The sequence below is a fragment of the Xanthomonas translucens pv. cerealis genome (assembly GCF_006838285.1).
GTDB classification, from domain to species: Bacteria; Pseudomonadota; Gammaproteobacteria; order Xanthomonadales; family Xanthomonadaceae; genus Xanthomonas_A; species Xanthomonas_A cerealis.
This window is the reverse complement of record NZ_CP038228.1, coordinates 2,364,795-2,389,544: the sequence shown is the minus strand read 5'-3', so window position 1 is coordinate 2,389,544 and position 24,750 is coordinate 2,364,795. Positions and strand designations below refer to the sequence as shown.

The window sequence follows — 24,750 nt, the reverse complement described above, 5'->3', positions numbered from 1 at the left end:
CATTACGGCTCCCGCCATGACTGCGCGCATTCCGACCCTGGACATCACTCGCTTCGATACAGATCGCGAGGCTTTCGTCGCCGAACTGGGTGCGGCCTACCGCGAGTGGGGCTTCGCCGGCATCCGCAATCACGGCATCGCGCAGGCGCAGATCGATGCGGCCTATGCCGTGTTCAAGGCGTTCTTCGCGCTGCCGGAGCAGGTCAAGCGCAAGTATCACGTGCCGGGCAGCGGCGGCGCCCGCGGCTATACCGCGTTCGGCGTGGAAACCGCCAAGGACTCCAGGCATTTCGACCTGAAGGAGTTCTGGCATATCGGCCGCGAGATCGCCGACGATTCCAAGTATCGCGACGTGATGCCGCCGAACCTGTGGCCGAGCGAAGTGCCGGGCTTCCGCGAGCACGGCTACGGCCTGTACCAGGCGCTGGACCAGCTCGGCGCGCGCGTGCTGGCGGCGCTGGCGCTGCACATCGGCCTGCCCGAGCACTACTTCGCCGACAAGACCGAGTCGGGCAACGCGATCCTGCGCCCGATCCACTACCCGCCGATCATCGTCGGCGCCGCTTCTGGCGAGCACCCCCCCAACGTGCGCGCCGGCGCGCACGAGGACATCAACCTGATCACTCTGCTGGTCGGCGCCAGCGCTGCCGGCCTTGAGGTGAAGTCGAAGCAGGGCGAGTGGGTGCCGTTCACCTCCGACGCCGACACCATCGTGGTCAACATCGGCGACATGCTGCAGCGCCTGACCAACCACGTGTATCCCTCGACCACGCACCGCGTGGTCAACCCGCCGGGCGAACAGGCGCGGCAGCCGCGCTACTCGGTGCCGTTCTTCCTGCACCCGAACCCGGATTTCGTCATCGACGTGCTGCCCTCGTGCATCAGCGCCGACAACCCCAGCCGCTATCCCGCGCCGATCACTGCGCAGGGGTATCTGGAAGAGCGGTTGCGGGAGATCAAGTTGAAGTGATCGGGACTCGGGACTCGGATCGGGACCAGGGACCAGGGACCAGGGACCAGGGACCGGGGACCAGGGACCGGGGACCAGGGACCGGGGACCAGGGACCGGGGACCAGGGACCGGGGACCGGGGACCGGGGACAGGGGACAGGGGACAGGGGACCGGGGACAGGGGACAGGGGACAGGGGACCGGGGACCGGGGACCCGGAAAAGCCAAGGTCTTCGCGGTCGGTTTGTTTCAGGTCGATTGACCCTCGGGTCCCGGGTCCCGGGTCCCCGGTCCCGAAGCGTGGGACATGGCGGTCTCGCGATGGGCGGCAGTGAGCGGGCAGGGCGGTGTGGCCGCGCCCGTATGGGATGGCGGCAGCGGGTCCTCACCGCGCATCGGCTATCCTTTCAGCACTTTTTCGCCGGAGAACGCGCCGATGCGACGCAAGATCGTAGCCGGAAACTGGAAGCTGCACGGCAACCGCCAGTTCGCCACCGCGTTGGTGCAGGAACTGGCCGCGGGCCTGCCCGCCGAGGGCGTGGAGGTGGTGATCCTGCCGCCGCTGCCGTATCTGGGCGACCTGATCGAGGATTTCGAGGGCCATGCCTTGCGCTTCGGCGCGCAGGACGTGAGCAGCAACGAGCAGGGCGCCTACACCGGCGAGGTGTCGGCGACGATGCTGGTCGATGTCGGCGCCGAGTACGGTCTGGTTGGGCATTCGGAGCGGCGCCAGTATCACGCCGAGAGCAGCGAGCTGGTCGCGCGCAAGTTCGCCGCGGCGCTGCATGCCGGGCTGATCCCGATCCTGTGCGTGGGCGAGACCCTGGAGCAGCGCGAGGCCGGCCAGACTGAATCGGTCATCGCCGCGCAGCTGGCGCCGGTGCTGGCGCTGGCCGGTGCGCCGGGCTTCGCCAAGGCCGTGGTCGCCTACGAGCCGGTATGGGCGATCGGCACCGGGCGTACCGCCAGCCCGGCCCAGGCGCAGGCGGTGCACGCCTTCATCCGTGGCGAAGTCGCCGCCCACGATGCTAGAATCGCCGATTCGCTGCCGCTCCTGTATGGGGGCAGCGTCAAGCCCGACAACGCCGCCGAGCTGTTCGCACAGCCGGATGTCGATGGCGGGCTGGTCGGCGGCGCTTCGCTGGTCGCCGAGGACTTCCTGGCCATCGCGCGAGCGGCGGCCGCCCGTTAACCGAACGGTCGCCGCGCTGGCGGCCGCTCGCTACTTCAGTCGTACTGTCCGGACGGATTTCGAAATGCTGATGGTCATCCTCAATGTGGTCTATGTGCTGGTGGCGATCTCGATGATCGCGCTGATCCTGATGCAGCGCGGTTCCGGCGCGGCGGCGGGTTCGGGGTTCGGCGCGGGCGCGTCCGGCACCGTGTTCGGATCGCGCGGCGCGTCCAACTTCCTGTCCAAGTCGACCAAATGGCTGGCGGTGGTGTTCTTCGGCATCAGTCTGTTCATGGCCTGGTATGCCGGCCACAGTGCGCGCCCGGCCGCCGACGCCAACCTCGGCGTGATGTCGCAGGCCGCGACCCCGGCGACCCCGGCGCCGGCTGGCGAGCTTCAGATCCCGCAGGCGCCGGCCTCGACCGCGCCGGCTGCCGCTGCGGTGCCAGCACAGCAGACGCCGGAAAATGCACAACAAAAGTCGCCTGCCCCGTCGCAGAAACACTGAAGACGGTTACAATATGTTGCGCGGCGGGATGCCGCGCGCGATACGCAAGCCCAGGTGGCGGAATTGGTAGACGCACTACCTTGAGGTGGTAGCGACTTAGGTCGTAGGGGTTCGAGTCCCCTCTTGGGCACCATTGTTTGGCTACGGTTTCTAGGCAGGAGCATCACGTCCCTTGCCGGAAGATCGTCTACCCCATGCCTGCGCCGCACGCGCGCGGGCACAGGCAAGAGAGAATTGCGAGTGCTGGCCGAATATTTGCCGACCCTGCTGTTTCTGATCGTGGCCACCGCAATCGGCGTCGCGCTGATGCTGGTGGGGCGGTTCCTCGGTCCCCGGCGTCCCGATGCCAAGAAGCTCTCGCCCTACGAGTGCGGCTTCGAGGCCTTCGAGGACGCGCGCATGAAGTTCGATGTGCGCTACTACCTGATCGCGATCCAGTTCATCGTCTTCGATCTGGAAATCATCTTCATCGTGCCGTGGACGCAGGTGTTCATGGACCTGGGTGCTCGCTCCCTGGTCACCATGGGCCTGTTCGTCGGCATGTTGTTCCTCGGTTTTATCTACGTGTGGAAGAAGGGAGCGCTGGAATGGGAGTGATTCAGACCCTGGATCGCCTGATGACCAACCCGATCCCGGAAGGGCGGGTCGACGACATCCTGCGTCCCGAAGGCGAGAACCCGTTGCTCGAGAAGGGCTACGTGACCACCAGCGTCGATGCGCTACTGAACTGGGCGCGCACCGGCTCGATGTGGCCGATGACCTTCGGCCTGGCCTGCTGCGCGGTGGAGATGATGCACGCCGGCGCCGCGCGCCTGGACCTGGATCGCTACGGCGTGGTGTTCCGCCCGTCGCCGCGCCAGTCCGACGTGATGATCGTCGCCGGCACCCTGGTCAACAAGATGGCCCCGGCGCTGCGCAAGGTCTACGACCAGATGCCCGACCCGAAGTGGGTGATCTCGATGGGCAGCTGCGCCAACGGCGGCGGCTACTACCATTACTCTTACTCGGTGGTGCGCGGTTGCGACCGCATCGTGCCGGTGGACATCTACGTCCCGGGCTGCCCGCCGACCGCCGAAGCGCTGGTCTACGGCATCTTGCAGCTGCAGAAGAAGATCTGGCGAACCCAGACCATCGCGCGCTGATCCCTCTTACTTCTTAAGAGCACGCCAAGCCCCCATGGCAGAGCAAGCATCTTCCTTTAGCGACCGACTCGGCGCCCGTTTTCCCGGCAGCCAGGTGTTCGTGGTCCTCCCGCGTGGCGAAGTCACGCTGGAAGTGCCGGCCGACGCGTGGCACGCCACCTGTCTGGCGCTGCGCGACGAATTCGGTTTCGAGCAATTGTCCGACCTGTGCGGCGTGGACTACCTGGGCTACGGCAGCGACGAGTGGGATACCGCCGACGTGTCGTCGCAGGGCTTCAGCCGCGGCGTCGAAGGCAAGGGCATGGGCCGTTTCGGTTGGGGCGAATTCCCCAGCGGCGAGACCGCCGGCGACATCCAGCCGTTGCCTGTGCCGCTGCAACGCTACGCGGTGCTCGCACAGCTGATCTCCTATCGCCACAACCAGCGCCTGCGCGTGCGCTGTTATGCGCCGAACGAAGACCTGCCGGTGGTGGCCTCGGTCACCGACATCTGGCCGGGTGCGAACTGGTTCGAGCGCGAGGCGTTCGACCTGTTCGGCGTGGTCTTCGCCGGCCACCCGGACCTGCGCCGCATCCTCACCGACTACGGCTTCGTCGGCCATCCGTTCCGCAAGGATTTCCCGCTGATCGGCAACGTCGAAGTGCGCTACGACGAAGAGAAGCAGCGCGTGGTCTACGAGCCGGTGACCTCGGTCGAGCCGCGCGTCGGCGTGCCGCGCGTGATTCGCGACGATGCGCGCTACCAGACCGCCGCGGGCGAAGCATTCAAGGAGCCCGCCAAGTGAGCGAGTACCAGCAGGCGCACGACGCCTTCGCCAGCAATCCTGCCGAGAGCAAGCAGGAGATCCGCAACTACACCATGAACTTCGGCCCGCAGCATCCGGCCGCGCATGGCGTGCTGCGCCTGATCCTGGAAATGGACGGCGAGACCGTGGTCCGCGCCGATCCGCATATCGGCCTGTTGCACCGTGGCACCGAGAAGCTGGCCGAGTCCAAGCCGTTCAACCAGTCGATCGGCTACATGGACCGCCTCGACTACGTGTCGATGATGTGCAACGAGCACGCCTACGTGCGCGCCATCGAGACCCTGATGGGGATCGAGGCGCCGGAACGCGCGCAGTACATCCGCACCATGTTCGACGAGATCACCCGCATCCTGAACCACCTGATGTGGGTCGGTTCCAACGGCCTGGATCTGGGCGCGATGGCGGTCATGCTGTACGCGTTCCGCGAGCGCGAAGAGCTGATGGACTGCTACGAAGCGGTCTCCGGCGCGCGCATGCATGCGACCTACTACCGGCCCGGCGGCGTCTACCGCGACCTGCCGGACCGCATGCCCAAGTACAAGGAATCGCGCTGGCACAAGGGCAATGCGCTGAAGCGGCTCAACGCCGCGCGCGAAGGCTCGATGCTCGACTTCCTGGAAGATTTCACCAACAGCTTCCCGGGCCGGGTCGACGAGTACGAGACCCTGCTCACCGACAACCGCATCTGGAAGCAGCGCACCGTGGGCATCGGCGTGGTCACGCCGGAGCAGGCCTACGGCTGGAGCATGACCGGGGTGATGCTGCGCGGCTCGGGCATCGAGTGGGATCTGCGCAAGAAGCAGCCCTACGCCAAGTACGACGCGGTGGATTTCGACATCCCGGTCGGCACCAACGGCGATTGCTACGACCGCTACCTGGTGCGTGTGGCCGAGATGCGCGAATCCAACCGCATCATCCAGCAGTGCGTGAAGTGGCTGCGGGCCAACCCTGGCCCGGTGATGGTCGAGAATTTCAAGGTCGCCCCGCCCAAGCGCGCGGAAATGAAGGACGACATGGAAGCGCTGATCCATCACTTCAAGCTGTTCAGCGAAGGCTATTGCGTGCCGGTAGGCGAAACCTATTGCGCGGTCGAGGCGCCGAAGGGCGAATTCGGCTGCTACCTGGCCTCTGATGGTGCCAACAAGCCTTTTCGCGTGCACCTGCGTGCGCCGGGCTTCGCCCATCTGTCCTCGATGGACGCGATCGTGCGCGGGCACATGCTGGCCGATGTGGTGGCGATGATTGGTACCTATGATCTGGTGTTTGGTGAGGTCGACCGATGAAGGCGACAGGTAATTTCGAAGCGGCGCGCGACGTCGATCCGATGGTGGTGCTGAGCGACAAGACGCGCGCGCACATCGATCACTGGCTGGCCAAGTTCCCGCCGGACCGCAAGCGTTCGGCGGTGCTGCAGGGCCTGCACGCCGCGCAGGAGCAGAACCAGGGCTGGCTGACCGACGAATTGATCGTCGGCGTGGCCAAGTATCTGGAGCTGCCGCCGGTGTGGGCCTACGAGGTCGCCAGCTTCTACTCGATGTTCGAAACCGAGAAGGTCGGCCGCAACAACGTCGCCTTCTGCACCAACATCAGCTGCTGGCTCAACGGTGCCGAGGATCTGGTCGCGCATGCGGAGAAGAAGCTCGGCTGCAAGCTGGGCCAGTCCACCGCCGATGGCCGCGTCTATCTCAAGCGCGAAGAAGAATGCCTGGCCGGCTGCGCCGGCGCGCCGATGATGGTGATCAACGGCCACTATCACGAGCACTTGACCAAGGACAAGGTCGACGCGCTGCTGGACGGGTTGGAGTAACTGCAATGGCACAGCATCCCCACGCTCCCACCGGCCCGGTCGGCCCGGCCCCACTGCCGCACCAGGTCGTGCTGACCACGCTGCACTACGACACCCCGTGGTCGTACGAGAGCTACCTGAAGTCCGGTGGCTACGCCGCGCTGCGCAAGATCCTCGAGGAGAAGATCGCGCCGGAGCAGGTAGTCGAGATGGTCAAGCAGTCGAACCTGCGCGGCCGCGGCGGCGCAGGTTTCCCGACCGGCCTGAAGTGGTCGTTCATGCCCAAGGGCGCGCCGCAGAAATACATCCTGTGCAACTCGGACGAGTCCGAGCCGGGCACCTGCAAGGACCGCGACATCCTGCGCTACAACCCGCATTCGGTGGTGGAGGGCATGGCCATCGCCTGCTACGCCACCGGCAGCACGGTCGGCTACAACTACCTGCGCGGCGAGTTCCACCACGAGCCGTTCGAGCACTTCGAGCAGGCCCTGGCCGATGCCTACAGCAACGGCTGGCTGGGCAAGAACGTGCTCGGCAGCGGCGTGGACATCGACATCTACGGCGCGCTGGGCGCCGGCGCTTACATCTGCGGCGAAGAGACCGCGTTGATGGAGTCCCTTGAAGGCAAGAAGGGCCAGCCGCGCTACAAGCCGCCGTTCCCGGCCAACTTCGGCCTGTACGGCAAGCCGTCGACGATCAACAACACCGAGACCTACGCCTCGGTGCCGGCGATCATCCGCAACGGGCCGGAATGGTTCCTGGGCCTGAGCAAGACCAAGAACGGCGGGCCGAAGGTCTTCTCGGTGTCCGGCTGCGTGCAGAAGGGCGGCAACTTCGAGGTGCCGCTGGGCACCACCTTCGACGAACTGCTGGAGATGGCCGGCGGCCTCAAGCCGGGCCGCACGCTGAAGGGCGCGGTGCCGGGCGGCGTGTCGATGCCGGTGCTCAAGGCCGAGCAGCTCAAGGGTCTGCAGATGGACTACGACACCCTGCGCGCGCTGGGCACCGGCCTGGGCTCGGGCGCCATCGTGGTGCTCGACGACAGCGTGTGCTGCGTCAAGTTCGCCTGCCGCATCTCGCAGTTCTTCCACAAGGAATCCTGCGGCCAGTGCACCCCGTGCCGCGAGGGCACCGGCTGGATGCACCGCGTGCTCGAGCGCATCGTCGCCGGCAAGGCCACGATGGAAGACCTGCACCAGCTGAGGACGGTGGCCGGCCAGATCGAAGGCCACACCATCTGCGCGTTCGGTGAAGCGGCGGCATGGCCCATCCAGGGCTTCCTGCGCCAGTTCTGGGACGAATTCGAGTACTACATCGTCAACGGTCATTCGATGGTTGACGGCAAGAAGCTGGAGGCAGCCGCCGCATGAGCGCGCAACCCAACAATCCTGGTGCGACCCCGGCCGTGGTGCCGGAGGGACATGTGACCGTCGAGATCGACGGCCAGTCCCTGGTCGTGCCCAAGGGGTCGATGATCATCCAGGCCGCCGACAAGGCCGGCATTCCGATCCCGCGCTTCTGCTACCACGAGAAGCTGCCGATCGCGGCCAACTGCCGCATGTGCCTGGTCGACGTGGAGAAGTCGCCGAAGCCGTCGCCCGCGTGCGCGACGCCGGTGATGGACGGCATGAAGGTCGCCACGCGCAGCGAGAAGGCGCTGAAGTATCAGCGCAGCGTGATGGAATTCCTGCTGATCAACCACCCGCTGGACTGCCCGATCTGCGATCAGGGCGGCGAGTGCGAACTGCAGGACGTGTCGCTGGGCTACGGCCGTTCGGTCAGCCGCTTCAACGAGCGCAAGCGCGTGGTGGCGGACGAGGACATCGGTCCGCTGGTCGCCACCGAGATGACCCGCTGCATCCAGTGCACGCGCTGCGTGCGCTTCACCGCGGACATCGCCGGCACCTACGAGCTGGGCGGCATGTACCGCGGCGAGAACCTGCAGATCGGCACCTACGACGGCAAGCCGCTGACCACCGAGCTGTCGGGCAACGTCATCGACGTGTGCCCGGTCGGCGCGCTGACCAACAAGGTGTTCCAGTTCCGCGCGCGTCCGTGGGAGCTGACCGCGCGCGAATCGCTCGGTTACCACGACGCGATGGGCTCCAACCTGTTCCTGCACGTGCGCCGCGGCGAAGTGCTGCGCACCGTGCCGCGCGACAACGAGGCGGTCAACGAGTGCTGGCTGTCCGATCGCGACCGCTATTCGCACCAGGGCCTGTATGCCGCCGACCGCGCCACGCGGCCGCTGCGCAAGATCGATGGCCAGTGGCAGGAAGTGTCCTGGGCCGATGGCCTGGCCGCGGCGCTCGAGATCCTGAAGACCCATCGCGGCGATGCGCTGGGCGTGCTCGCGCACCCGGCCACCTCCAACGAGGAAGGCGCCTTGCTGGCGCGTCTGGCCGACGGGCTGGGCAGCGGCAACCTGGACCACCGCATCGGCAACCGCGATTTCTCCGATGCCGCCGTGGCCGAGCCGTTCGCGGTGCCGCTGGCGCAGATCGAGCAGGCCGACGTGATCGTGGTGCTGGGCAGCAACCTGCGCCACGAGCTGCCGCTGCTGCACGCCCGCATCCGCAAGGCGCGGATGCAGCGCCAGGCGCGCGTGTATTCGATCAATCCGGTCGATTTCGATTTCGCCTTCGACCAGGCCGGCAAGCAGATCGTGGCGCCGTCCGGCTTCGCCGCCGCGCTCGCCGATGCAGCGCTGCGCGAGGCGGTACAGGGCGCGGGCGGACGTGCGGTGCTGATCGTCGGTGCGCTGGTCGAGACCCATCCGCAGGCCGCCGCGCTGCGCGCCGCCGCGCGCGACTTCGCCGCCGCCACTGGCGCTGCGCTGTGCCGCGTGCCGCAGGGCGCCAATGCGGTGGGCCTGGCCAAGCTCGGCGTGCTGCCGAGCGCGCGCGACGTGGCCGGCATGTTCGCCGAGCCGCGCAGCGCCTATGTGCTGTACGGCATCGAGCCGGGCCTGGACTTCGCCGATGCCGGCGCTGCGCGCGCGGCGCTGGGCGCGGCCAAGGTGGTGGCGTTCAGCCAGTTCGCCTGCGCCTCCACCCGCGACGTCGCCGACGTGATCCTGCCGATCGGCGCGCTGCCGGAAATCGACGCGACGCTGACCAACCTGGACGGCGTCGAGCAGCTGGCGCGTGCCGCCGGCAAGCTGCCGGACCATGCGCGCGAAGGCTGGCGGGTGCTGCGTGCGCTCGGCGGCGAGCTGCAGCTGGCCGGCTTCGACTTCACCGACCTGGCCGGCCTGCGTGCCGGCGTGCAGCCGCGCAGCGTGAGCCTGCGCGGTTCAGCGCAGAGCGCGGCGGCGGGCGAGGGCATCGAAGTGGCGGCGACGCCAGCGATCTACCGCACCGATGCGGTGGTGCGCCGTGCGCCCGCGCTGCAGGCGCATCCGCTCAACGACGCGCCGGCGATCCGCCTGCATCCCGAGCATGCCGCGCAACTGGGCGTGGCCGCCGGGCAGGTGGTCAAGGTCGGCAACGCCGTCGGCAACGCGACGCTGCCGGTGGTGCTGGATCCGCGCGTCGCGGCAGGGGTGGCCTGGATCGAATCAGGCCATGGGGCGACGGCGCCGATCGGTGCCGGCCGGGTAACGGTGGTGGCTGCATGAACGAGATGCTGTTGAACGTGGTCGATCCGCTGCACCAGTGGTTCGTCGGCCTGGGCGTGATCGGCGTGGTCCTGTGGATCGTGCTGAAGATCCTGCTGATCACCATGCCGGTGATCATCTCGGTGGCGTTCTACGTGGTCTGGGAACGCAAGCTGATTGGCTGGATGCACGTGCGCCACGGGCCTATGTACGTGGGCATGGGCATCTTTCAGGCCTTCGCCGACGTGTTCAAGCTGCTGTTCAAGGAAATCATCCAGCCCAGCAGTTCGCACAAGGCGATGTTCGTGATCGCGCCGCTGATCACCCTGGCGCCGGCGTTCGCGGCCTGGGCGGTGGTGCCGTTCGACGCCAAGCTGGTGCTGTCCAACGCTAACGCCGGCCTGCTGTACCTGCTGGCGATGACCTCGCTGGGCGTGTACGGCATCATCCTGGCCGGCTGGGCGTCCAACTCCAAATACGCGTTCCTGGGCGCGATGCGCTCGGCCGCGCAGGTGGTCAGCTACGAGATCGCGATGGGCTTCGCCCTGGTCGGGGTGATGATCGCCGCCGGCAGCCTCAACCTGAGCACGATCGTGGCCGCGCAGGCCGGCAACTCTGGCTTCTTCGACTGGTTCCTGGTGCCGCTGTTCCCGCTGTTCATCGTGTACTGGGTGTCCGGCGTGGCCGAGACCAACCGCGCGCCGTTCGACGTGGTCGAGGGCGAGTCGGAAATCGTCGCCGGGCACATGGTCGAGTATTCGGGCGGCGCGTTCGCGCTGTTCTTCCTGGCCGAATACGCCAACATGATCCTGGTCAGCTTCCTGGTCTCGATCTTCTTCCTGGGCGGCTGGCTGAGCCCGATCCAGGGCTGGGTCACGGCGGACATCTCGCCGTGGCTCAACTGGATATGGACCGGCGGCTGGCCGTGGCTGCTGATGAAGGTGTTGTTCTTCGCCAGCGCCTACATCTGGTTCCGCGCCAGCTTCCCGCGCTACCGCTACGACCAGATCATGCGCCTGGGCTGGAAGGTGTTCATCCCGCTGACGATCGTGTGGATCGCGGTGACGGCATTGATGGTGTTCTACGGCGTGATCCACAAAGGCGTGTAAGCGATGAATAAAGTCACCCATTACTTCAAGAGCCTGCTGCTGCTCGAGCTGCTCGGCGGCCTGTGGCTGACCCTGAAGTACACGTTCCGTCCCAAGTACACCGTGCTGTACCCGATGGAGAAGTTCCCGCAGTCGGTGCGCTTCCGCGGCCTGCACGCGCTGCGCCGCTATCCCAACGGCGAGGAACGCTGCATCGCCTGCAAGCTGTGCGAGGCGGTGTGTCCGGCGTTGGCGATCACCATCGATTCGGCCAAGCGCGAGGACGGCACACGCCGCACCACCCGCTACGACATCGACCTGTTCAAGTGCATCTACTGCGGTTTCTGCGAGGAAAGCTGTCCGGTGGACTCGATCGTCGAAACCCACGTGCTCGAGTACCACTTCGAGAACCGCGGCGAGAACATCGTCACCAAGCCGCAGCTGCTGGCGATCGGAGACCGGCTCGAGGCCGAGATCGCCGAGCGCCGCGCCGCCGACGCCGCCTTCCGCTGAGGTCCTGAAATGGATTGGGTAAATATCGCGTTCTGGATCTTCGCCACCATCGCCGCGGTCTCCGCCGGCGCGGTGATCAGCGTGCGCAACTCCGTGTATGCGGTGCTGTGCCTGATCCTGACTTTCTTCTCCATCGCCTGCGTGTGGCTGCTGGTGGGCGCCGAGTTCCTCGGCGTGACCCTGGTGCTGGTCTACGTCGGCGCGGTGATGGTGCTGTTCCTGTTCGTGGTGATGATGCTCGACATCGATACCGCGCGGCTGCGCCAGGGCTGGGTGCGCTACCTGCCGGTCGGCTTGCTGGTGGCGGTGGCGATGCTGGTGCAGATGGTCACCCTGATCGGGGTCAAGGCGCGCACCGCCGCGCCGTTCCCGGCCGACAACGCCGCCGCGCAGGCGGCCGACAGCTCCAACATCACCTGGCTGGCCAAGGCGCTGTTCACTCAGTTCCTGCTGCCGTTCGAATTCGCCGCGATCATCCTGACCGTGGCGGTGGTGGCGGCGGTGATGCTGACTCTGCGCAAGCGCACCGGCATCAAGACCCAGAATCCCGGCGAGCAGGCGCGGGTCAAGGCCGGCGACCGGCTGCGCATGGTCAAGATGGAGGCGGAAACGCCCACGCTGCACACCCCGGCGCCGGCACCGCAGGAGGGCCAGCCATGATCTCCCTAGGCCATATGCTGGCGCTCGGCGCGGTGCTGTTCTGCATCAGCCTGGCCGGCATCTTCCTCAACCGCAAGAACGTCATCGTGCTGCTGATGTCGATCGAGCTGATGCTGCTGTCGGTCAACATCAACTTCGTGGCGTTCTCGCGCCAGCTCGGCGACCCCGCCGGTCAGCTGTTCGTGTTCTTCATCCTCACCGTGGCCGCGGCCGAGGCCGCCATCGGTCTCGCGATCCTGGTGACGCTGTTCCGTACCCGCCACACGATCAACGTGGCCGAAGTCGATTCGCTGAAGGGCTGACCCGTAGATGGAAATCACTCTCTCCAAGAGTCTGCTGATCGCCGTGGTGCTCGCACCGCTGTTCGGCAGCATCATCGCCGGCCTGTTCGGCCGCCAGGTCGGCCGCAAGGGCGCCCAACTGGTCACCATCCTCGGTGTGGCGGTCAGCTGCGCGCTGTCGTGCTGGACCCTGTACCAGCTGGTCGGGCAGGGCGCAGCGCCGTTCAACCAGAACCTGTACACCTTTTTCGAGGTCGGCCACTACGCGGCGCACGCCGGCTTCATGGTCGATCGGCTGACCGCGATGATGATGGTGGTGGTGACCTTCGTGTCGCTGCTGGTGCACATCTACACCATCGGTTACATGGCCGACGATCCGGGCTATCAGCGCTTCTTCAGCTACATCTCGCTGTTCACCTTCTCGATGCTGAGCCTGGTGATGAGCAACAACTTCCTGCAGCTGTTCTTCGGCTGGGAAGCGGTGGGCCTGGTGTCGTACCTGCTGATCGGTTTCTGGTTCAAGCGTCCGAGCGCGGTGTTCGCCAACATGAAGGCGTTCCTGGTCAACCGCGTCGGCGACTTCGGTTTCATCCTCGGCATCGCCGGGGTGCTGCTGTGGTTCGGCTCGCTGGACTATTCCACCGTGTTCGCCAACGCCACCGCCGTGCTCGGCAGCGAGGCGGCCGGCGGCCTGGCCCAGGTGCAGCTGTTCCAGGGCCACCCATGGAACGTGGCGACGATCATCTGCGTCTGCCTGTTCATCGGCGCGATGGGCAAGTCGGCGCAGGTGCCGTTGCACGTGTGGCTGCCCGACTCGATGGAAGGCCCGACCCCGATCTCGGCGCTGATCCACGCCGCGACCATGGTCACCGCCGGCATCTTCATGGTGGCGCGCATGTCGCCGCTGTTCGAGCTGTCGGAAACCGCGCTGAACTTCGTGCTGTTCGTCGGCGCGACCACCGCGTTCTTCACCGGCCTGATCGGCATCGTGCAGAACGACATCAAGCGCGTGGTCGCCTATTCGACGCTGTCGCAGCTGGGCTACATGACCGTGGCGCTGGGCGTGTCGGCGTACTCGGCGGCGGTGTTTCACCTGATGACCCACGCCTTCTTCAAGGCGCTACTGTTCCTGGCCGCCGGCTCGGTGATCATCGGCATGCACCATGAGCAGGACATGCGCAAGATGGGCGGCCTGCGCAAGTACATGCCGGTCACCTACTGGACCAGCGTGATCGGCACCCTGGCGCTGGTCGGCACCCCGTTCTTCGCCGGCTTCTATTCCAAGGACACGATCATCGAGGCGGCCGCGCACCATGCGCATACGTCGCACAACTGGATCGCGACCTACGGTTACTGGGCGGTGCTCGGCGGCGTTCTGGTCACCAGCTTCTACAGTTTCCGCCTGCTGTTCCTGACTTTCCACGGCGAGGAGCGCTTCCGCGACGCGCACGACGCGCACGCGCACCACGACAGCGCGCATGCCGACGCGCACGCCACGCATGCGCACGACGACCACGGCCACGGCCACGGTGCGCACGAGCCGCACGAGTCGCCGTGGGTGGTGACGGTGCCGCTGGTGCTGCTGGCGATCCCGTCGATCGCGATCGGCTTCTTCACCATCGGCCCAATGCTGTTCGGCACCGATTGGGCCGGGCATCACGCCGCGGTGGCGATCAAGGGCCAGGCGGTCGGTTTCTTCAGCGGTATCATCGACTTCTACAACCCGGCGCGCGACAGCGTCGGTGCGCTGGCCGAGGAGTTCCATGGCCCGGTCGCGTTCGCGCTGCACGGCCTGATCCAGCCGCCGTTCTTCCTGACCCTGGCCGGCTTCGCCCTGGCCTGGATCCTGTACCTGGGGAAGCCCGAGCTGGCGGCGAAGGCGCGCAAGACGTTCTCGCTGCCGGTATGGATCCTGGAGAACAAGTACGGTTTCGACAAGCTCTGGATCAACGGCTTCGCCGGCGCCGGTCTCGGCCTCGGCAAGGTGTCGCGTGCGGTGGATACGCATGTCGTGGACGGCGTCATGGTCAACGGCACCGCGCGCGTGATCGACCTGGCGGCCAATCTGCTGCGTCGCACGCAATCCGGTTTCCTCTATCACTACGCCTTCGCGATGATCATCGGTCTCATTGCCCTGTTGGGCGTGCTGATGCATTTCTGGCGTTGACCTGTACGGACTAAGAACACGTGTCGAACTGGCCCCTGCTTACTCTCCTGATCTGGCTGCCGATCCTCGGTGGCGTGCTGATCCTCGCGCTGCGCGACGCCAAGGCGGCGCGCTGGGCGTCGCTGCTGGTCGCGTTGCTGACCTTCGCGCTGAGCATCCCGCTGCTCACCGGCTTCGACTACGCCAGCGACGCGCTGCAATTCGTCGAGACCCATGCGTGGATCCCCGCCTACGACATCGGCTACAACCTCGGCGCCGACGGCATCGCGGTGGCGCTGATCGTGCTGACCACGCTGGTCACGGTGCTGGCGCTGATCGGCGCCTGGACCTCGATCGAAAAGCGGGTCAACCAGTACGTGGCCGCGTTCCTGATCCTGGAAGGCGTCACCGTCGGCATCTTCGCCGCCACCGACGCGATGCTGTTCTACGTGTTCTTCGAGGCGATGCTGATCCCGATGTTCCTGATCATCGGCATCTGGGGCGGCCCGCGCCGCATCTACGCCGCGGTCAAGTTCTTCCTGTACACCTTCCTCGGCTCGGTGCTGATGCTGGTCGGGTTGATCTATCTGTACCTGAAGGGCGGCAGCTTTCAGCTCGCCGACCTGTACCAGCTGTCGCTGACCTCCAAGGAACAGACCTGGTTGTTCTTCGCGTTCCTGATCGCGTTCGCGGTCAAGGTGCCGATGTTCCCGGTGCACACCTGGCTGCCGGACGCGCACGTCGAGGCGCCGACCGCCGGTTCGGTGATCCTGGCCGCGATCGCGCTGAAGATCGGCGGCTACGGCTTCCTGCGCTTCAACCTGCCGATCCTGCCCGACGCCAGCAACGAATGGGCCTGGCTGGTGATCGCGCTGTCGCTGATCGCGGTGATCTACGTCGGTCTGGTCGCGCTGGTGCAGGACGACATGAAGAAGCTGATCGCGTATTCGTCGATTGCGCACATGGGCTTCGTCACCCTGGGCATCTTCGTCGCCTTCGCCTTGGTCGGCTTCGGCAGCACCGATGCGGCGCGGCTCGGCCTGCAGGGCGCGATGGTGCAGATGATCTCGCACGGCTTCGTGTCCGGCGCGATGTTCTCCTGCGTCGGCGTGCTCTACGACCGCATGCATACCCGCCGCATCGCCGACTACGGTGGCGTGGCCAACGTGATGCCGTGGTTCGCCGCGTTCGCGATGCTGTTCTTCATGGCCAATGCCGGCCTGCCGGGTACCAGCGGTTTCGTCGGCGAGTTCATGGTGATCATGGCCAGCTTCCAGGCGCACCCGCTGCTCGCGGTCGGCGCCGGCTCCACCCTGGTGATCACCGCCGCCTATACCCTGTGGCTGTACCGGCGCGTGTTCTTCGGCGAAGTGGCCAACGCACACGTGGCCGCGCTGAAGGACATCAACGGCCGCGAGGCGCTGGTGCTGGGCGTGTTCGCGGTGGGCGTGCTGGTCCTGGGCCTGTATCCGAAACCGCTGACCGACCTGATGGAGCCCTCGATCGCAAAGCTGGCGGCGCAGATCGCCACCAGCAAGCTGTAATCGGGCCGTCGAGCGAAATGATTCCAGAGAGTTGATGATGACCACCCCTGCGCTGCTGCCCCTGACCGCCGTCGACCTGCCGCCCCTGCTCCCCGAGCTGGTGCTGACCGCCGGCGCCTTCGCCCTGCTGATGCTCGATCTGTTCGTCAGCGAGCGCAACAAGGCCTGGATTCACATCGTCTCGGTGGCGATCCTGGTCGCGGTGTTCGCGATGCTGCTGGCCGGTGTGGGCGGGCAGGGCGAAGTGTTCAACGGCATGTTCGTGCGCGACGCCGCCGCCGACGTGATGAAGACGGTGATCGTCGGACTCAGCGCGCTGACCCTGATCTACGGCTGGAGCTACCTGCGCGAGCGCAAGCTGTACCAGGGCGAGATCCCGGTGCTGGTGCTGTTCGCCACGGTCGGCATGATGATCCTGGTCTCGGCCGGCAGCCTGCTGATGGTGTACCTGGGCCTGGAACTGCTGGCGCTGTGCTCGTACGCGCTGGTCGCGTCGAACCGCGACAACGGCATGGCAACCGAAGCGGCGATGAAGTACATCGTGCTCGGCTCGTTGGCCTCCGGCCTGCTGCTGTACGGCATGTCGCTGATCTACGGCGCCACCGGCACGCTGAGCCTGGCCGGCATCCATGAGGCGATCGGATCCACCCAGGAGCGCACGCTGCTGCTGACCGGCACCATCTTCATGATCGCCGGCGTTGCCTTCAAACTCGGCGCCGCGCCGTTCCACATGTGGCTGCCCGACGTCTACCAGGGCGCGCCGGCGCCGGTCGCGCTGTTCATCAGCTCGGCATCCAAGCTGGCCGCGTTCGGCATGGCCTACCGGCTGCTGGAAGTGGGCGTCGGCCCGCTGGCCGAGCAGTGGCATTGGGTGATCGGCGGGCTGGCGGCGCTGTCGCTGCTGGTCGGCAACCTGATGGCGCTGGCGCAGAGCAACCTCAAGCGCATGCTGGCGTACTCGACCGTCTCGCACATCGGCTTTCTGTTGCTGGGCGTGGCCGGCGGCGGCGAGCGCGGCTATGCGGCAGCGCTGTTCTATGCGATCTGCTATTCGGTCATGTCCACCGCCTCGTTCGGCGCGATCATCGCGATGTCGCGCAAGGGGTTCGAGGCCGAGCACATCGACGACTTCAAGGGCCTGAACGCGCGTAACCCTTGGATGGCGCTGCTGGTGCTGTGCATCATGGCCTCGCTGGCCGGTGTACCGCCGTTCCTGGGCTTCTGGGCCAAGCTGGCGGTGCTCGGTGCGGTGCTCGCGGTGCCGACCGACAACCTGTGGTGGACCGGCCTGGCGATCCTGTCGGTGCTGTGCGCGGTGATCGGCGCGTTCTACTACCTGCGCGTGATCAAGGTGATGTATTTCGACGAGCCGGTCGGCGAACCGTTGCCGACCAACGACGACCGCGTGCTCGGCGTGGTGCTCGGGGTCAATGCGATCGGTCTGCTGGCACTGGGCCTGGCCTGGAGTCCGCTGATGGCGTGGTGCCAGCGCGCCTTCGCGCATCTGGCCTGAGCGCGCGCCAAAGCGCTGTTTTCAAGCTGTTTGCGACAACGCCGCCGCGCTGGCGGCGTTGTCGTTTGTGCATCGATGGATGCTATCGGTCTTCCGCTTTCGGTCGCTTGCGGTTATCATATCGCTCGAAGACCGGCGGCATCGCCACCGGGTCGGATGAAAATCAGGGCTTGCAATCATCGCGCTGATTCTTCATAATTCCGCTTCTGCTGCGGGGTGGAGCAGTCTGGCAGCTCGTCGGGCTCATAACCCGAAGGTCGCAGGTTCAAATCCTGCCCCCGCTACCATATTTGTCTACGGCGGCAACCAGTTCACCGGTTGCCTGCGGTAGGGAAATCTGGGCTTCGCGAAGATGCATGTTCCCGTCTTTGCAACCGGAATCCAGCGTGACCGGAGTCGTACCGGACAAGGGGCCCAACGGGCCCTTCGTCGTTTCCGGGGTCCGGAAAAACCGCCAGGACCGAATTTTCTTCATTCAGATGCAAGGCAGGCTGTGAGCGACAAGGCAAACGAAATCGCGAATCTGCTGGGCCCGACCGTGGACGCGTTGGGCCTGGAACTGCTGGGGGCGGAATACCTGCCGGCCCCAGGCTCCGCCACGCTGCGCCTGTATATCGATGTGCCGCTGGCCGAACAGCCCGAGCGCATCGTCAACATCGACGATTGCGAGCGGGTCAGCCGCGAAGTGTCGGCGCAGTTGGACGTGGAAGATCCGATCAGCGGCAACTACACGCTGGAAGTGTCCTCGCCCGGCGTGGACCGTCTGCTGTTCACCGCCGCGCAGTTCGCGCGCCACCAGGGCGAGTCGGCCAAGGTGGTGTTGAAGCTGCCGCAGCAGGGTCGCCGGCGCCTGCAGGGGCGCATCGCCCACGCGGACGTGGACGCCGGCCGCATCGTGTTCGAGGTCGACGGCGCCGAACTGGCGGTGGACTTCGACAATATCGACAAGGCGCGGATCCTGCCCGACTGGGCGGCGCTGGGCCTGGCGCCGACCAAGCCGGGCAAGTCGCCCAAGCCGCCGGGCAAGGTTCCCAAGCCGGCCGGCAAGACCGCAAAACCCAATAAGAAACCATCCAACGAACCGGCGGCCGACAAGGCTGCGCGCGGAGCGAAAGAATGAGCAAGGAACTGTTGCTGGTAGTCGACGCGGTCGCCAACGAAAAGGGCGTGCCGCGCGAAGTGATCTTCGACGCGATCGAGGCCGCCCTGGCCTCGGCGGCGAAGAAGCGCTACCCCGATCAGGACGTGCTGACGCGCGTCACCATCGATCACAAGGACGGCAATTACGAAACCTACCGCCGCTGGGAAGTGGTGGCCGACGACGTGGTGATGGAATCGCCGGACCGACAGATCCGCCTGATGGACGCGGTCGACGAAGCCGAGGGCGTGGACGTCGGCGACTACATCGAAGAGCAGATCGAGAACCCGGATTTCGGGCGCATCGCCGCGCAGGCCGCCAAGCAGGTGATCGTGCAGCGTGTGCGCGAGGCCGAGCGCCAGCAGGTGGTGGACGCGTGGAAGGACCGCATCGGCGAGCTGGTCACCGGCGTGGTCAAGCGCGCCGAGCGCGGCAACATCTATGTCGATCTGGGCGGCAACGCCGAGGCCTTCATTCCCAAGGACAAGGGCATCCCGCGCGACGTGCTGCGCGCCGGCGACCGCGTGCGCGGCTATCTGGCCGAAGTGCGCTCGGAGCCGCGCGGCCCGCAGCTGTTCATCAGCCGCGCCGCGCCGGAATTCATGATCGAGCTGTTCAAGCTGGAAGTGCCGGAAGTGGGCCAGGGCCTGGTCGAGATCAAGGCCTGCGCGCGCGATCCGGGCGACCGCGCCAAGATCGCGGTGCTGGCGCACGACACCCGCACCGATCCGATCGGCGCCTGCATCGGCATGCGCGGTTCGCGCGTGCAGGCGGTGTCCAACGAGCTCAACGGCGAGCGCGTGGACATCGTGTTGTGGAACGACAACCCGGCCAATTTCGTCATCAACGCGATGGCGCCGGCCGAAGTGCAGTCGATCATCGTCGATGAGGAAAAGCATTCGATGGATCTGGCGGTGGCCGAAGATCGGTTGGCGCAGGCGATCGGCAAGGGCGGGCAGAACGTGCGCCTGGCCAGCCGCCTGACCGGTTGGCAGCTCAACGTGATGACCGCCGAGCAGGTCGCGGCCAAGTCCGAGGCCGAGCAGGCCGTCGCCCGCCAGCTGTTCATGGACAAGCTGGAAGTGGACGAGGAAATCTCCGCGATCCTGGTCGCCGAGGGCTTCAACTCGGTCGAGGAAATCGCCTACGTGCCGGTCGGCGAGTTGCTGGCGGTGGAAGGTTTCGACGAGGACATCGTCGAGGAGCTGCGGGCCCGCGCGCGCGATGCGTTGCTTAACGAGGCGCTGGCCGCCGAGGAAAGCGACGACAGCGGCGTGCCGGCGGCGGATCTGCTGTCGCTGGAAGGCATGGACGAGGCCACCGCCTACGCGCTTGCCAGCCATGGCGTGCGCACCAGCGAGGACCTGTCGGATCTGGCTGCGGATGAAATTCTTGAATTCGGCATCGAGGATGTGGACCAGGAGCGCGCCGCTGCGCTCATCCTGGCAGCCCGTGCCGAGGAGATCGCCCGATTGGAACGCGGCGAATGAGTCAGCGATGAATGCCGCCCTGAACCGATCAGGGCTTAGAATCCGCGCTACCTTCGCACGCGAGGGGGCGCCAACCAGATCATAGGATCCGAATGTCGCAGCAAACCACCATCCGCAAGCTGGCCGAACTGGTGAATACGCCGGTCGATAAACTGCTGGTTCAACTGGCCGAGGCCGGAATGAAGTTCAGCGGTCCCGACCAGGTCGTGACCAGTACCGAAAAGATGAAGCTGCTCGGCTTCCTGCGCCGTACCCACGGCAAGACCGACAAGCCGGTCGAGGAAGAAGCCCCGGCCGCGCCGAAGAAGATCACCCTGAACCGGCGCAAGCTGCAGGAAGTGACGGTCAGCGCCGGTCGCAGCAAGACCACGGTCAACGTCGAGGTCCGGCAGAAGCGTACCTACGTGAAGACGGCCGAGGATCTGGCTGCCGAGCGTGCGGGTATGTCCTCGGGCGGACGGGTGGATGACGAGCGCGCCGAGATCCTGCGCAAGCTGGAAGCCTCCAAGCAGCGCAATCTGGCTGAACAGCAGAAGCTCGCCGAGCAGGACCGTGCGCGCGCCGAGGAAATCCAGCGCAAGCGCCAGGCCGAGCAGGATGCGCGCGACCGCGTGGAAGCCGAGCGCAAGGCTGCCGTGGAAGCCGAGTCGGCGCCGCCGGCCGCTGCCGCCGCGCCTGCGCCCGCTGCGACACCGAATCCCGGTGCTGGCACCGGTGCCGCCGCCGCCGCCGCGCCGCGCGCGCCGCGTCCGGCCAGCGCGCCGCACCATCCGCCGAAGCCGGCCGCGCCGCGTAGCGACGACCGCAACAACACCGGCAACAAGCACAAGACCCGCGGCTCGCACGTGATGGTCGCCGGCGTCGAGGACGACGACAGCACCAGCCGCTTCGCCGGCCAGTTGCACCTGTCCGCCGCCGATCGCGCGCGCCGTTCCAACGTGCGCGGCAAGCCGCGCGGCGGCAACAGCGGCGGTCGCCGCCAGCCCGAGCCCTCGCGCAGCGGCGGCGGCGCGCATGGCTTCGAGCGTCCGACCGCACCGGTGGTGCGCGAAGTGGCGATCGGCGAGACCATCACCGTGGCCGACCTGGCGCAGAAGCTCGCGCTGAAGGGCGGCGACGTGGTCAAGGCGCTGTTCAAGATGGGCGTGATGGCCACCATCACCCAGTCCATCGACCACGACACCGCGGCGCTGATCACCGAAGAGCTCGGCCACAAGCCGGTACGCGCGGGCAGTGCCGACGCCGAGGACGCGCTGCTGGCGCATACCGAGGACGAGCAGGGCGAGAAGCGCTCGCGTCCGCCGGTGGTCACCATCATGGGCCACGTCGATCACGGCAAGACCTCGCTGCTGGACTACATCCGCCGCACCAAGGTCGCCTCGGGCGAAGCCGGCGGCATCACCCAGCACATCGGCGCGTACCATGTCGAAACCGATCGCGGCGTCATCAGCTTCCTGGATACCCCGGGCCATGCGGCCTTCACCTCCATGCGCGCGCGCGGCGCCAAGCTGACCGATATCGTGGTGCTGGTGGTGGCGGCCGACGACGGCGTGATGCCGCAGACGATCGAGGCGGTCAAGCACGCCAAGGCGGCCGGCGTGCCGCTGATCGTGGCGGTCAACAAGATCGACAAGCCCGGCGCCGATCCGCTGCGGGTCAAGAACGAACTGCTCTCGCAGGACGTGGTCGCCGAAGAATTCGGTGGCGACACCCAGTTTGTCGAAGTCTCGGCCAAGACCGGCGCAGGCATCGACACGCTGCTCGACGCGATCTCGCTGCAGGCCGAAGTGCTGGAACTGAAGGCGGTGTTCGATGGCCGCGCCAGCGGCGTGGTGATCGAATCCTCGCTGGACAAGGGCCGTGGCCCGGTGGCGACGGTGCTGGTGCAGCAGGGCAGCCTGAAGCGTGGCGACTACCTGGTGTGCGGCGTGCAGTACGGCCGCGTGCGTGCGCTGTTCGACGAGACCGGCGGCCAGCCTGCCGAGGCGGGTCCGTCGATTCCGGTGCAGGTGCTGGGTCTGTCCGGCGTGCCGGATGCCGGCGACGACTTCGTCGTGGTCGACGACGAGCGCCTGGCCAAGGACGTGGCGCAGCAGCGCGAGGCCAAGCGCCGCGAGTCGCGCCTGGTGTCCTCGGCGGGCAGCCGCATGGAAGACATCATGTCGCAGCTCGGCAAGGGCGAAGGCCAGCTGTCGCTGAACCTGGTGATCAAGGCCGACGTGCAGGGTTCGGTGGAAGCGCTGAAGCAGTCGCTGGTGGCGCTGTCCAACGAGCAGATCCGCATCAACGTGATCCACTCCGGCGTCGGCGGCATCACCGAGTCCGATGCGAACTCGGCGCTGGCCTCCAAGGCCACGGTGATCGGCTTCAATGTGCGTGCGGATGCTTCGGCGCGGCGCATCATCGAAACCAACGGCGTGGACCTGCGCTACTTCTCGATCATCTACGACGTGATCGACCAGGTGAAGCAGGTGGCGTCCGGTCTGCTCGGCGTGGAAATCCGCGAAGAGATCATCGGTACCGCCCAGGTGCGTGACGTGTTCCGCAGCTCCAAGTTCGGCGCGGTCGCCGGCTGCATGGTCATCGAGGGGGTGGTCAAGCGCAACAAGCCGATCCGCGTGCTGCGCGACAACACCGTGGTGTTCGAAGGCGAGCTGGAATCGCTGCGCCGCTTCAAGGAGAACGTCGACGAGGTGCGCAACGGCACCGAGTGCGGTATCGGCGTGAAGGCCTACAACGACGTCAAGCCGGGCGACCAGATCGAGTGCTTCGAGCGCATCGAAGTGCAGCGCACACTGTGATGTAGCCGGGACCGGGGACCGGGGACCGGGGACCAGGGAAAAGCAAAAGCAGCCGCTCTTGCTCTTCCCGGTCCCCGGTCCCCGGTCCCCGGTCCCGCATCAAAGAGATTCCGGACCATGGCAACAAAATCCTTCCACCGTACCGATCGCGTTTCCGCGCAGATCCGCCGCGACCTGGGCACGATCGTGCATTCGGCCGTGCGCGATCACGGCCTGCCGTCGGTCAGCGTGTCCGACGTCGAGGTCACCCGCGACCTGGCCCATGCCAAGGTGTTCGTTACCGCGTTGCTGCCCGAGCGCTCGGTCGAGGCGGTCAAGGGCCTGAAAGAGCTGGCGCCGCAACTGCGCAGCGAGCTGGCGCGGGCGATGAAGCTGCGCCACGTACCCGAACTGCATTTCCACTACGACGATTCGGTCGATCGCGGCGAGCGCATCGACAACCTGCTGCGCGACATGCCGGAACTGCAGAACACCGAAGACGATAACGGCGACAGCGAGCCGGCTCCGTCCAAGGAGTGAGCGGTTGTCCGATGCGGGAGCATCGTCTGCAGCCATTTTCCAAGTCCGGCCTGCGCCATCGCGCAGGCCTCACCGTCCGATTCCAGATTCGGCTTTTCCGAGTCCCGAGTCCCGAGTCCCCGGTCCCGATTCCCCCATGCCCGTCTTCGGCCCCCGACTGCCCCGTATTTCCTTCCGCCGTCTCGACGGCATCATGCTGCTAGACAAGCCGGCCGGCATGAGTTCCAACGCGGCGCTGCAGGCGGCGCGGCGGCTGTTCCGTGCCGAGAAGGGCGGCCATACCGGCAGCCTGGATCCGCTGGCCACCGGCCTGCTGCCGCTATGCTTCGGCGAGGCGACCAAGCTGGCCGGGCTGCTGCTGGGATCGGCCAAGGCCTATGAAGCCGAGATCGTGCTCGGGGTGAGCACCGACAGCGACGATGCCGACGGCGCGGTGCTGCGCACCCGCCCGGTGCCGCCGATCGATGCGGCGACCCTGCAGGCGGCGCTGGCGCCGCTGCGCGGACGCATCCGCCAGCGCGCGCCGATCTATTCGGCACTGAAGCAGGGTGGCGAGCCGCTGTACGCCAAGGCGCGCCGGGGTGAGGCGATCGAGGCGCCGGAGCGCGACGTCGAGGTCCACGCCATCGACGTGCTCGCCCACGAGGGCGAGCGCCTGCGCCTGCACGTGGCCTGCGGCTCCGGCACCTATATCCGCAGCCTGGCCCGCGACCTGGGCGAGGCGCTGGGCTGCGGCGCGCATATCGCCGGGCTGCGGCGCCTGTGGGTGGAGCCGTTCCGGCAACCGCAGATGGTGACCCTGGAGCGGCTGCAGCAGCTGGCCGCGCAGGAGCCGCAGGCCTTGGAAGCGCTGCTGCTGCCGCTGGCCGCCGGCCTGGTCGACTTCCCGCCGTTGCGCCTGGACCCTGCTGCGGCGCAGCGTTTCCGCATGGGCCAGCGCCTGCGCGATGCCGCCTGGGCGCCGGGCGCGGTCGCGGTGTTCGGCGACGACGGCCTGCCGCTGGGGCTGGGCCAGGTCGATGCTGGCGGGCTGCTGGCGCCGCAGCGCATGTTCAACCTCTGATCCGCGGCCTGCCGCGCGGCCCGGCACGGGCC

The 24,750-nt window shown here is 66.7% G+C and carries 22 protein-coding genes and 2 tRNA genes; all 24 read left to right on the top strand.

Annotated elements, in window-relative coordinates:
• Positions 1 to 16: 16 nt before the first annotated feature.
• The gene (locus E4A48_RS10470) at positions 17 to 970 is read left to right on the top strand and encodes an isopenicillin N synthase family dioxygenase (RefSeq protein WP_142742375.1); all 954 of its coding nucleotides are present in this window, start codon (positions 17 to 19) and stop codon (positions 968 to 970) included.
• Positions 971 to 1,385: 415 nt separating this feature from the next.
• On the top strand, positions 1,386 to 2,141 hold the full coding sequence (gene tpiA / locus E4A48_RS10465) for a triose-phosphate isomerase (RefSeq protein ID WP_009590596.1): 756 nt from the start codon (positions 1,386 to 1,388) through the stop codon (positions 2,139 to 2,141).
• Positions 2,142 to 2,205: 64 nt separating this feature from the next.
• Positions 2,206 to 2,631 (top strand): preprotein translocase subunit SecG, encoded by a 426-nt coding sequence (secG, locus tag E4A48_RS10460; RefSeq protein WP_039006799.1) that lies wholly within the window; start codon positions 2,206 to 2,208, stop codon positions 2,629 to 2,631.
• A gap of 48 nt (positions 2,632 to 2,679) precedes the next feature.
• A tRNA-Leu gene (locus E4A48_RS10455) sits at positions 2,680 to 2,764 on the top strand.
• 107 nt (positions 2,765 to 2,871) lie between these two features.
• Complete coding sequence (locus E4A48_RS10450) at positions 2,872 to 3,228, top strand: NADH-quinone oxidoreductase subunit A (protein WP_003467430.1); 357 nt, start codon at positions 2,872 to 2,874, stop codon at positions 3,226 to 3,228.
• A complete protein-coding gene (locus tag E4A48_RS10445; RefSeq protein ID WP_003467428.1) occupies positions 3,219 to 3,773 on the top strand; it encodes a NuoB/complex I 20 kDa subunit family protein in 555 nt (184 codons plus the stop codon). Before E4A48_RS10450 ends, E4A48_RS10445 begins: the two co-directional genes overlap by 10 nt.
• Before the next feature lie 34 nt (positions 3,774 to 3,807).
• On the top strand, positions 3,808 to 4,557 hold the full coding sequence (locus E4A48_RS10440) for an NADH-quinone oxidoreductase subunit C (protein ID WP_003467426.1): 750 nt from the start codon (positions 3,808 to 3,810) through the stop codon (positions 4,555 to 4,557).
• Positions 4,554 to 5,861, top strand: a complete 1,308-nt coding sequence (locus E4A48_RS10435; RefSeq protein WP_039006797.1) for an NADH-quinone oxidoreductase subunit D — start codon at positions 4,554 to 4,556, stop codon at positions 5,859 to 5,861. The genes E4A48_RS10440 and E4A48_RS10435 overlap by 4 nt, the downstream gene beginning before the upstream one ends.
• The gene (gene nuoE / locus E4A48_RS10430) at positions 5,858 to 6,385 is read left to right on the top strand and encodes an NADH-quinone oxidoreductase subunit NuoE (RefSeq protein WP_039006794.1); all 528 of its coding nucleotides are present in this window, start codon (positions 5,858 to 5,860) and stop codon (positions 6,383 to 6,385) included. Before E4A48_RS10435 ends, nuoE begins: the two co-directional genes overlap by 4 nt.
• A gap of 5 nt (positions 6,386 to 6,390) precedes the next feature.
• Complete coding sequence (gene nuoF / locus E4A48_RS10425; protein WP_039006793.1) at positions 6,391 to 7,734, top strand: NADH-quinone oxidoreductase subunit NuoF; 1,344 nt, start codon at positions 6,391 to 6,393, stop codon at positions 7,732 to 7,734.
• Positions 7,731 to 9,983 (top strand): NADH-quinone oxidoreductase subunit NuoG, encoded by a 2,253-nt coding sequence (nuoG, locus tag E4A48_RS10420; protein WP_142742374.1) that lies wholly within the window; start codon positions 7,731 to 7,733, stop codon positions 9,981 to 9,983. Before nuoF ends, nuoG begins: the two co-directional genes overlap by 4 nt.
• Entirely contained in the window at positions 9,980 to 11,071 is a 1,092-nt protein-coding gene (nuoH, locus tag E4A48_RS10415) for an NADH-quinone oxidoreductase subunit NuoH (protein ID WP_039006791.1), read from the top strand. The genes nuoG and nuoH overlap by 4 nt, the downstream gene beginning before the upstream one ends.
• Before the next feature lie 3 nt (positions 11,072 to 11,074).
• Positions 11,075 to 11,563, top strand: coding sequence for an NADH-quinone oxidoreductase subunit NuoI (gene nuoI, locus E4A48_RS10410; protein WP_003467418.1), 489 nt, complete (start codon positions 11,075 to 11,077; stop codon positions 11,561 to 11,563).
• A 9-nt stretch (positions 11,564 to 11,572) separates the two neighbouring features.
• Complete coding sequence (locus tag E4A48_RS10405) at positions 11,573 to 12,223, top strand: NADH-quinone oxidoreductase subunit J (protein WP_003467417.1); 651 nt, start codon at positions 11,573 to 11,575, stop codon at positions 12,221 to 12,223.
• The gene (gene nuoK, locus E4A48_RS10400; RefSeq protein WP_003467416.1) at positions 12,220 to 12,525 is read left to right on the top strand and encodes an NADH-quinone oxidoreductase subunit NuoK; all 306 of its coding nucleotides are present in this window, start codon (positions 12,220 to 12,222) and stop codon (positions 12,523 to 12,525) included. Before E4A48_RS10405 ends, nuoK begins: the two co-directional genes overlap by 4 nt.
• 7 nt (positions 12,526 to 12,532) lie before the next feature.
• On the top strand, positions 12,533 to 14,671 hold the full coding sequence (nuoL, locus tag E4A48_RS10395; protein ID WP_058196770.1) for an NADH-quinone oxidoreductase subunit L: 2,139 nt from the start codon (positions 12,533 to 12,535) through the stop codon (positions 14,669 to 14,671).
• A gap of 20 nt (positions 14,672 to 14,691) precedes the next feature.
• On the top strand, positions 14,692 to 16,194 hold the full coding sequence (locus E4A48_RS10390; protein ID WP_039006789.1) for an NADH-quinone oxidoreductase subunit M: 1,503 nt from the start codon (positions 14,692 to 14,694) through the stop codon (positions 16,192 to 16,194).
• Positions 16,195 to 16,231: 37 nt separating this feature from the next.
• Positions 16,232 to 17,707, top strand: a complete 1,476-nt coding sequence (gene nuoN / locus E4A48_RS10385; protein WP_039009143.1) for an NADH-quinone oxidoreductase subunit NuoN — start codon at positions 16,232 to 16,234, stop codon at positions 17,705 to 17,707.
• A gap of 210 nt (positions 17,708 to 17,917) precedes the next feature.
• Positions 17,918 to 17,994: transfer RNA gene (locus E4A48_RS10380), tRNA-Met, on the top strand.
• Between the two features lie 206 nt (positions 17,995 to 18,200).
• Entirely contained in the window at positions 18,201 to 18,827 is a 627-nt protein-coding gene (rimP, locus tag E4A48_RS10375) for a ribosome maturation factor RimP (protein WP_039006788.1), read from the top strand.
• A complete protein-coding gene (gene nusA, locus E4A48_RS10370; RefSeq protein ID WP_039006787.1) occupies positions 18,824 to 20,335 on the top strand; it encodes a transcription termination factor NusA in 1,512 nt (503 codons plus the stop codon). Before rimP ends, nusA begins: the two co-directional genes overlap by 4 nt.
• A gap of 92 nt (positions 20,336 to 20,427) precedes the next feature.
• The gene (gene infB / locus E4A48_RS10365; RefSeq protein WP_142742373.1) at positions 20,428 to 23,136 is read left to right on the top strand and encodes a translation initiation factor IF-2; all 2,709 of its coding nucleotides are present in this window, start codon (positions 20,428 to 20,430) and stop codon (positions 23,134 to 23,136) included.
• A gap of 117 nt (positions 23,137 to 23,253) precedes the next feature.
• Complete coding sequence (rbfA, locus tag E4A48_RS10360; protein ID WP_058196353.1) at positions 23,254 to 23,655, top strand: 30S ribosome-binding factor RbfA; 402 nt, start codon at positions 23,254 to 23,256, stop codon at positions 23,653 to 23,655.
• Positions 23,656 to 23,791: 136 nt separating this feature from the next.
• Complete coding sequence (gene truB, locus E4A48_RS10355; protein WP_039006784.1) at positions 23,792 to 24,718, top strand: tRNA pseudouridine(55) synthase TruB; 927 nt, start codon at positions 23,792 to 23,794, stop codon at positions 24,716 to 24,718.
• The last annotated feature ends 32 nt before the right edge of the window (positions 24,719 to 24,750 follow it).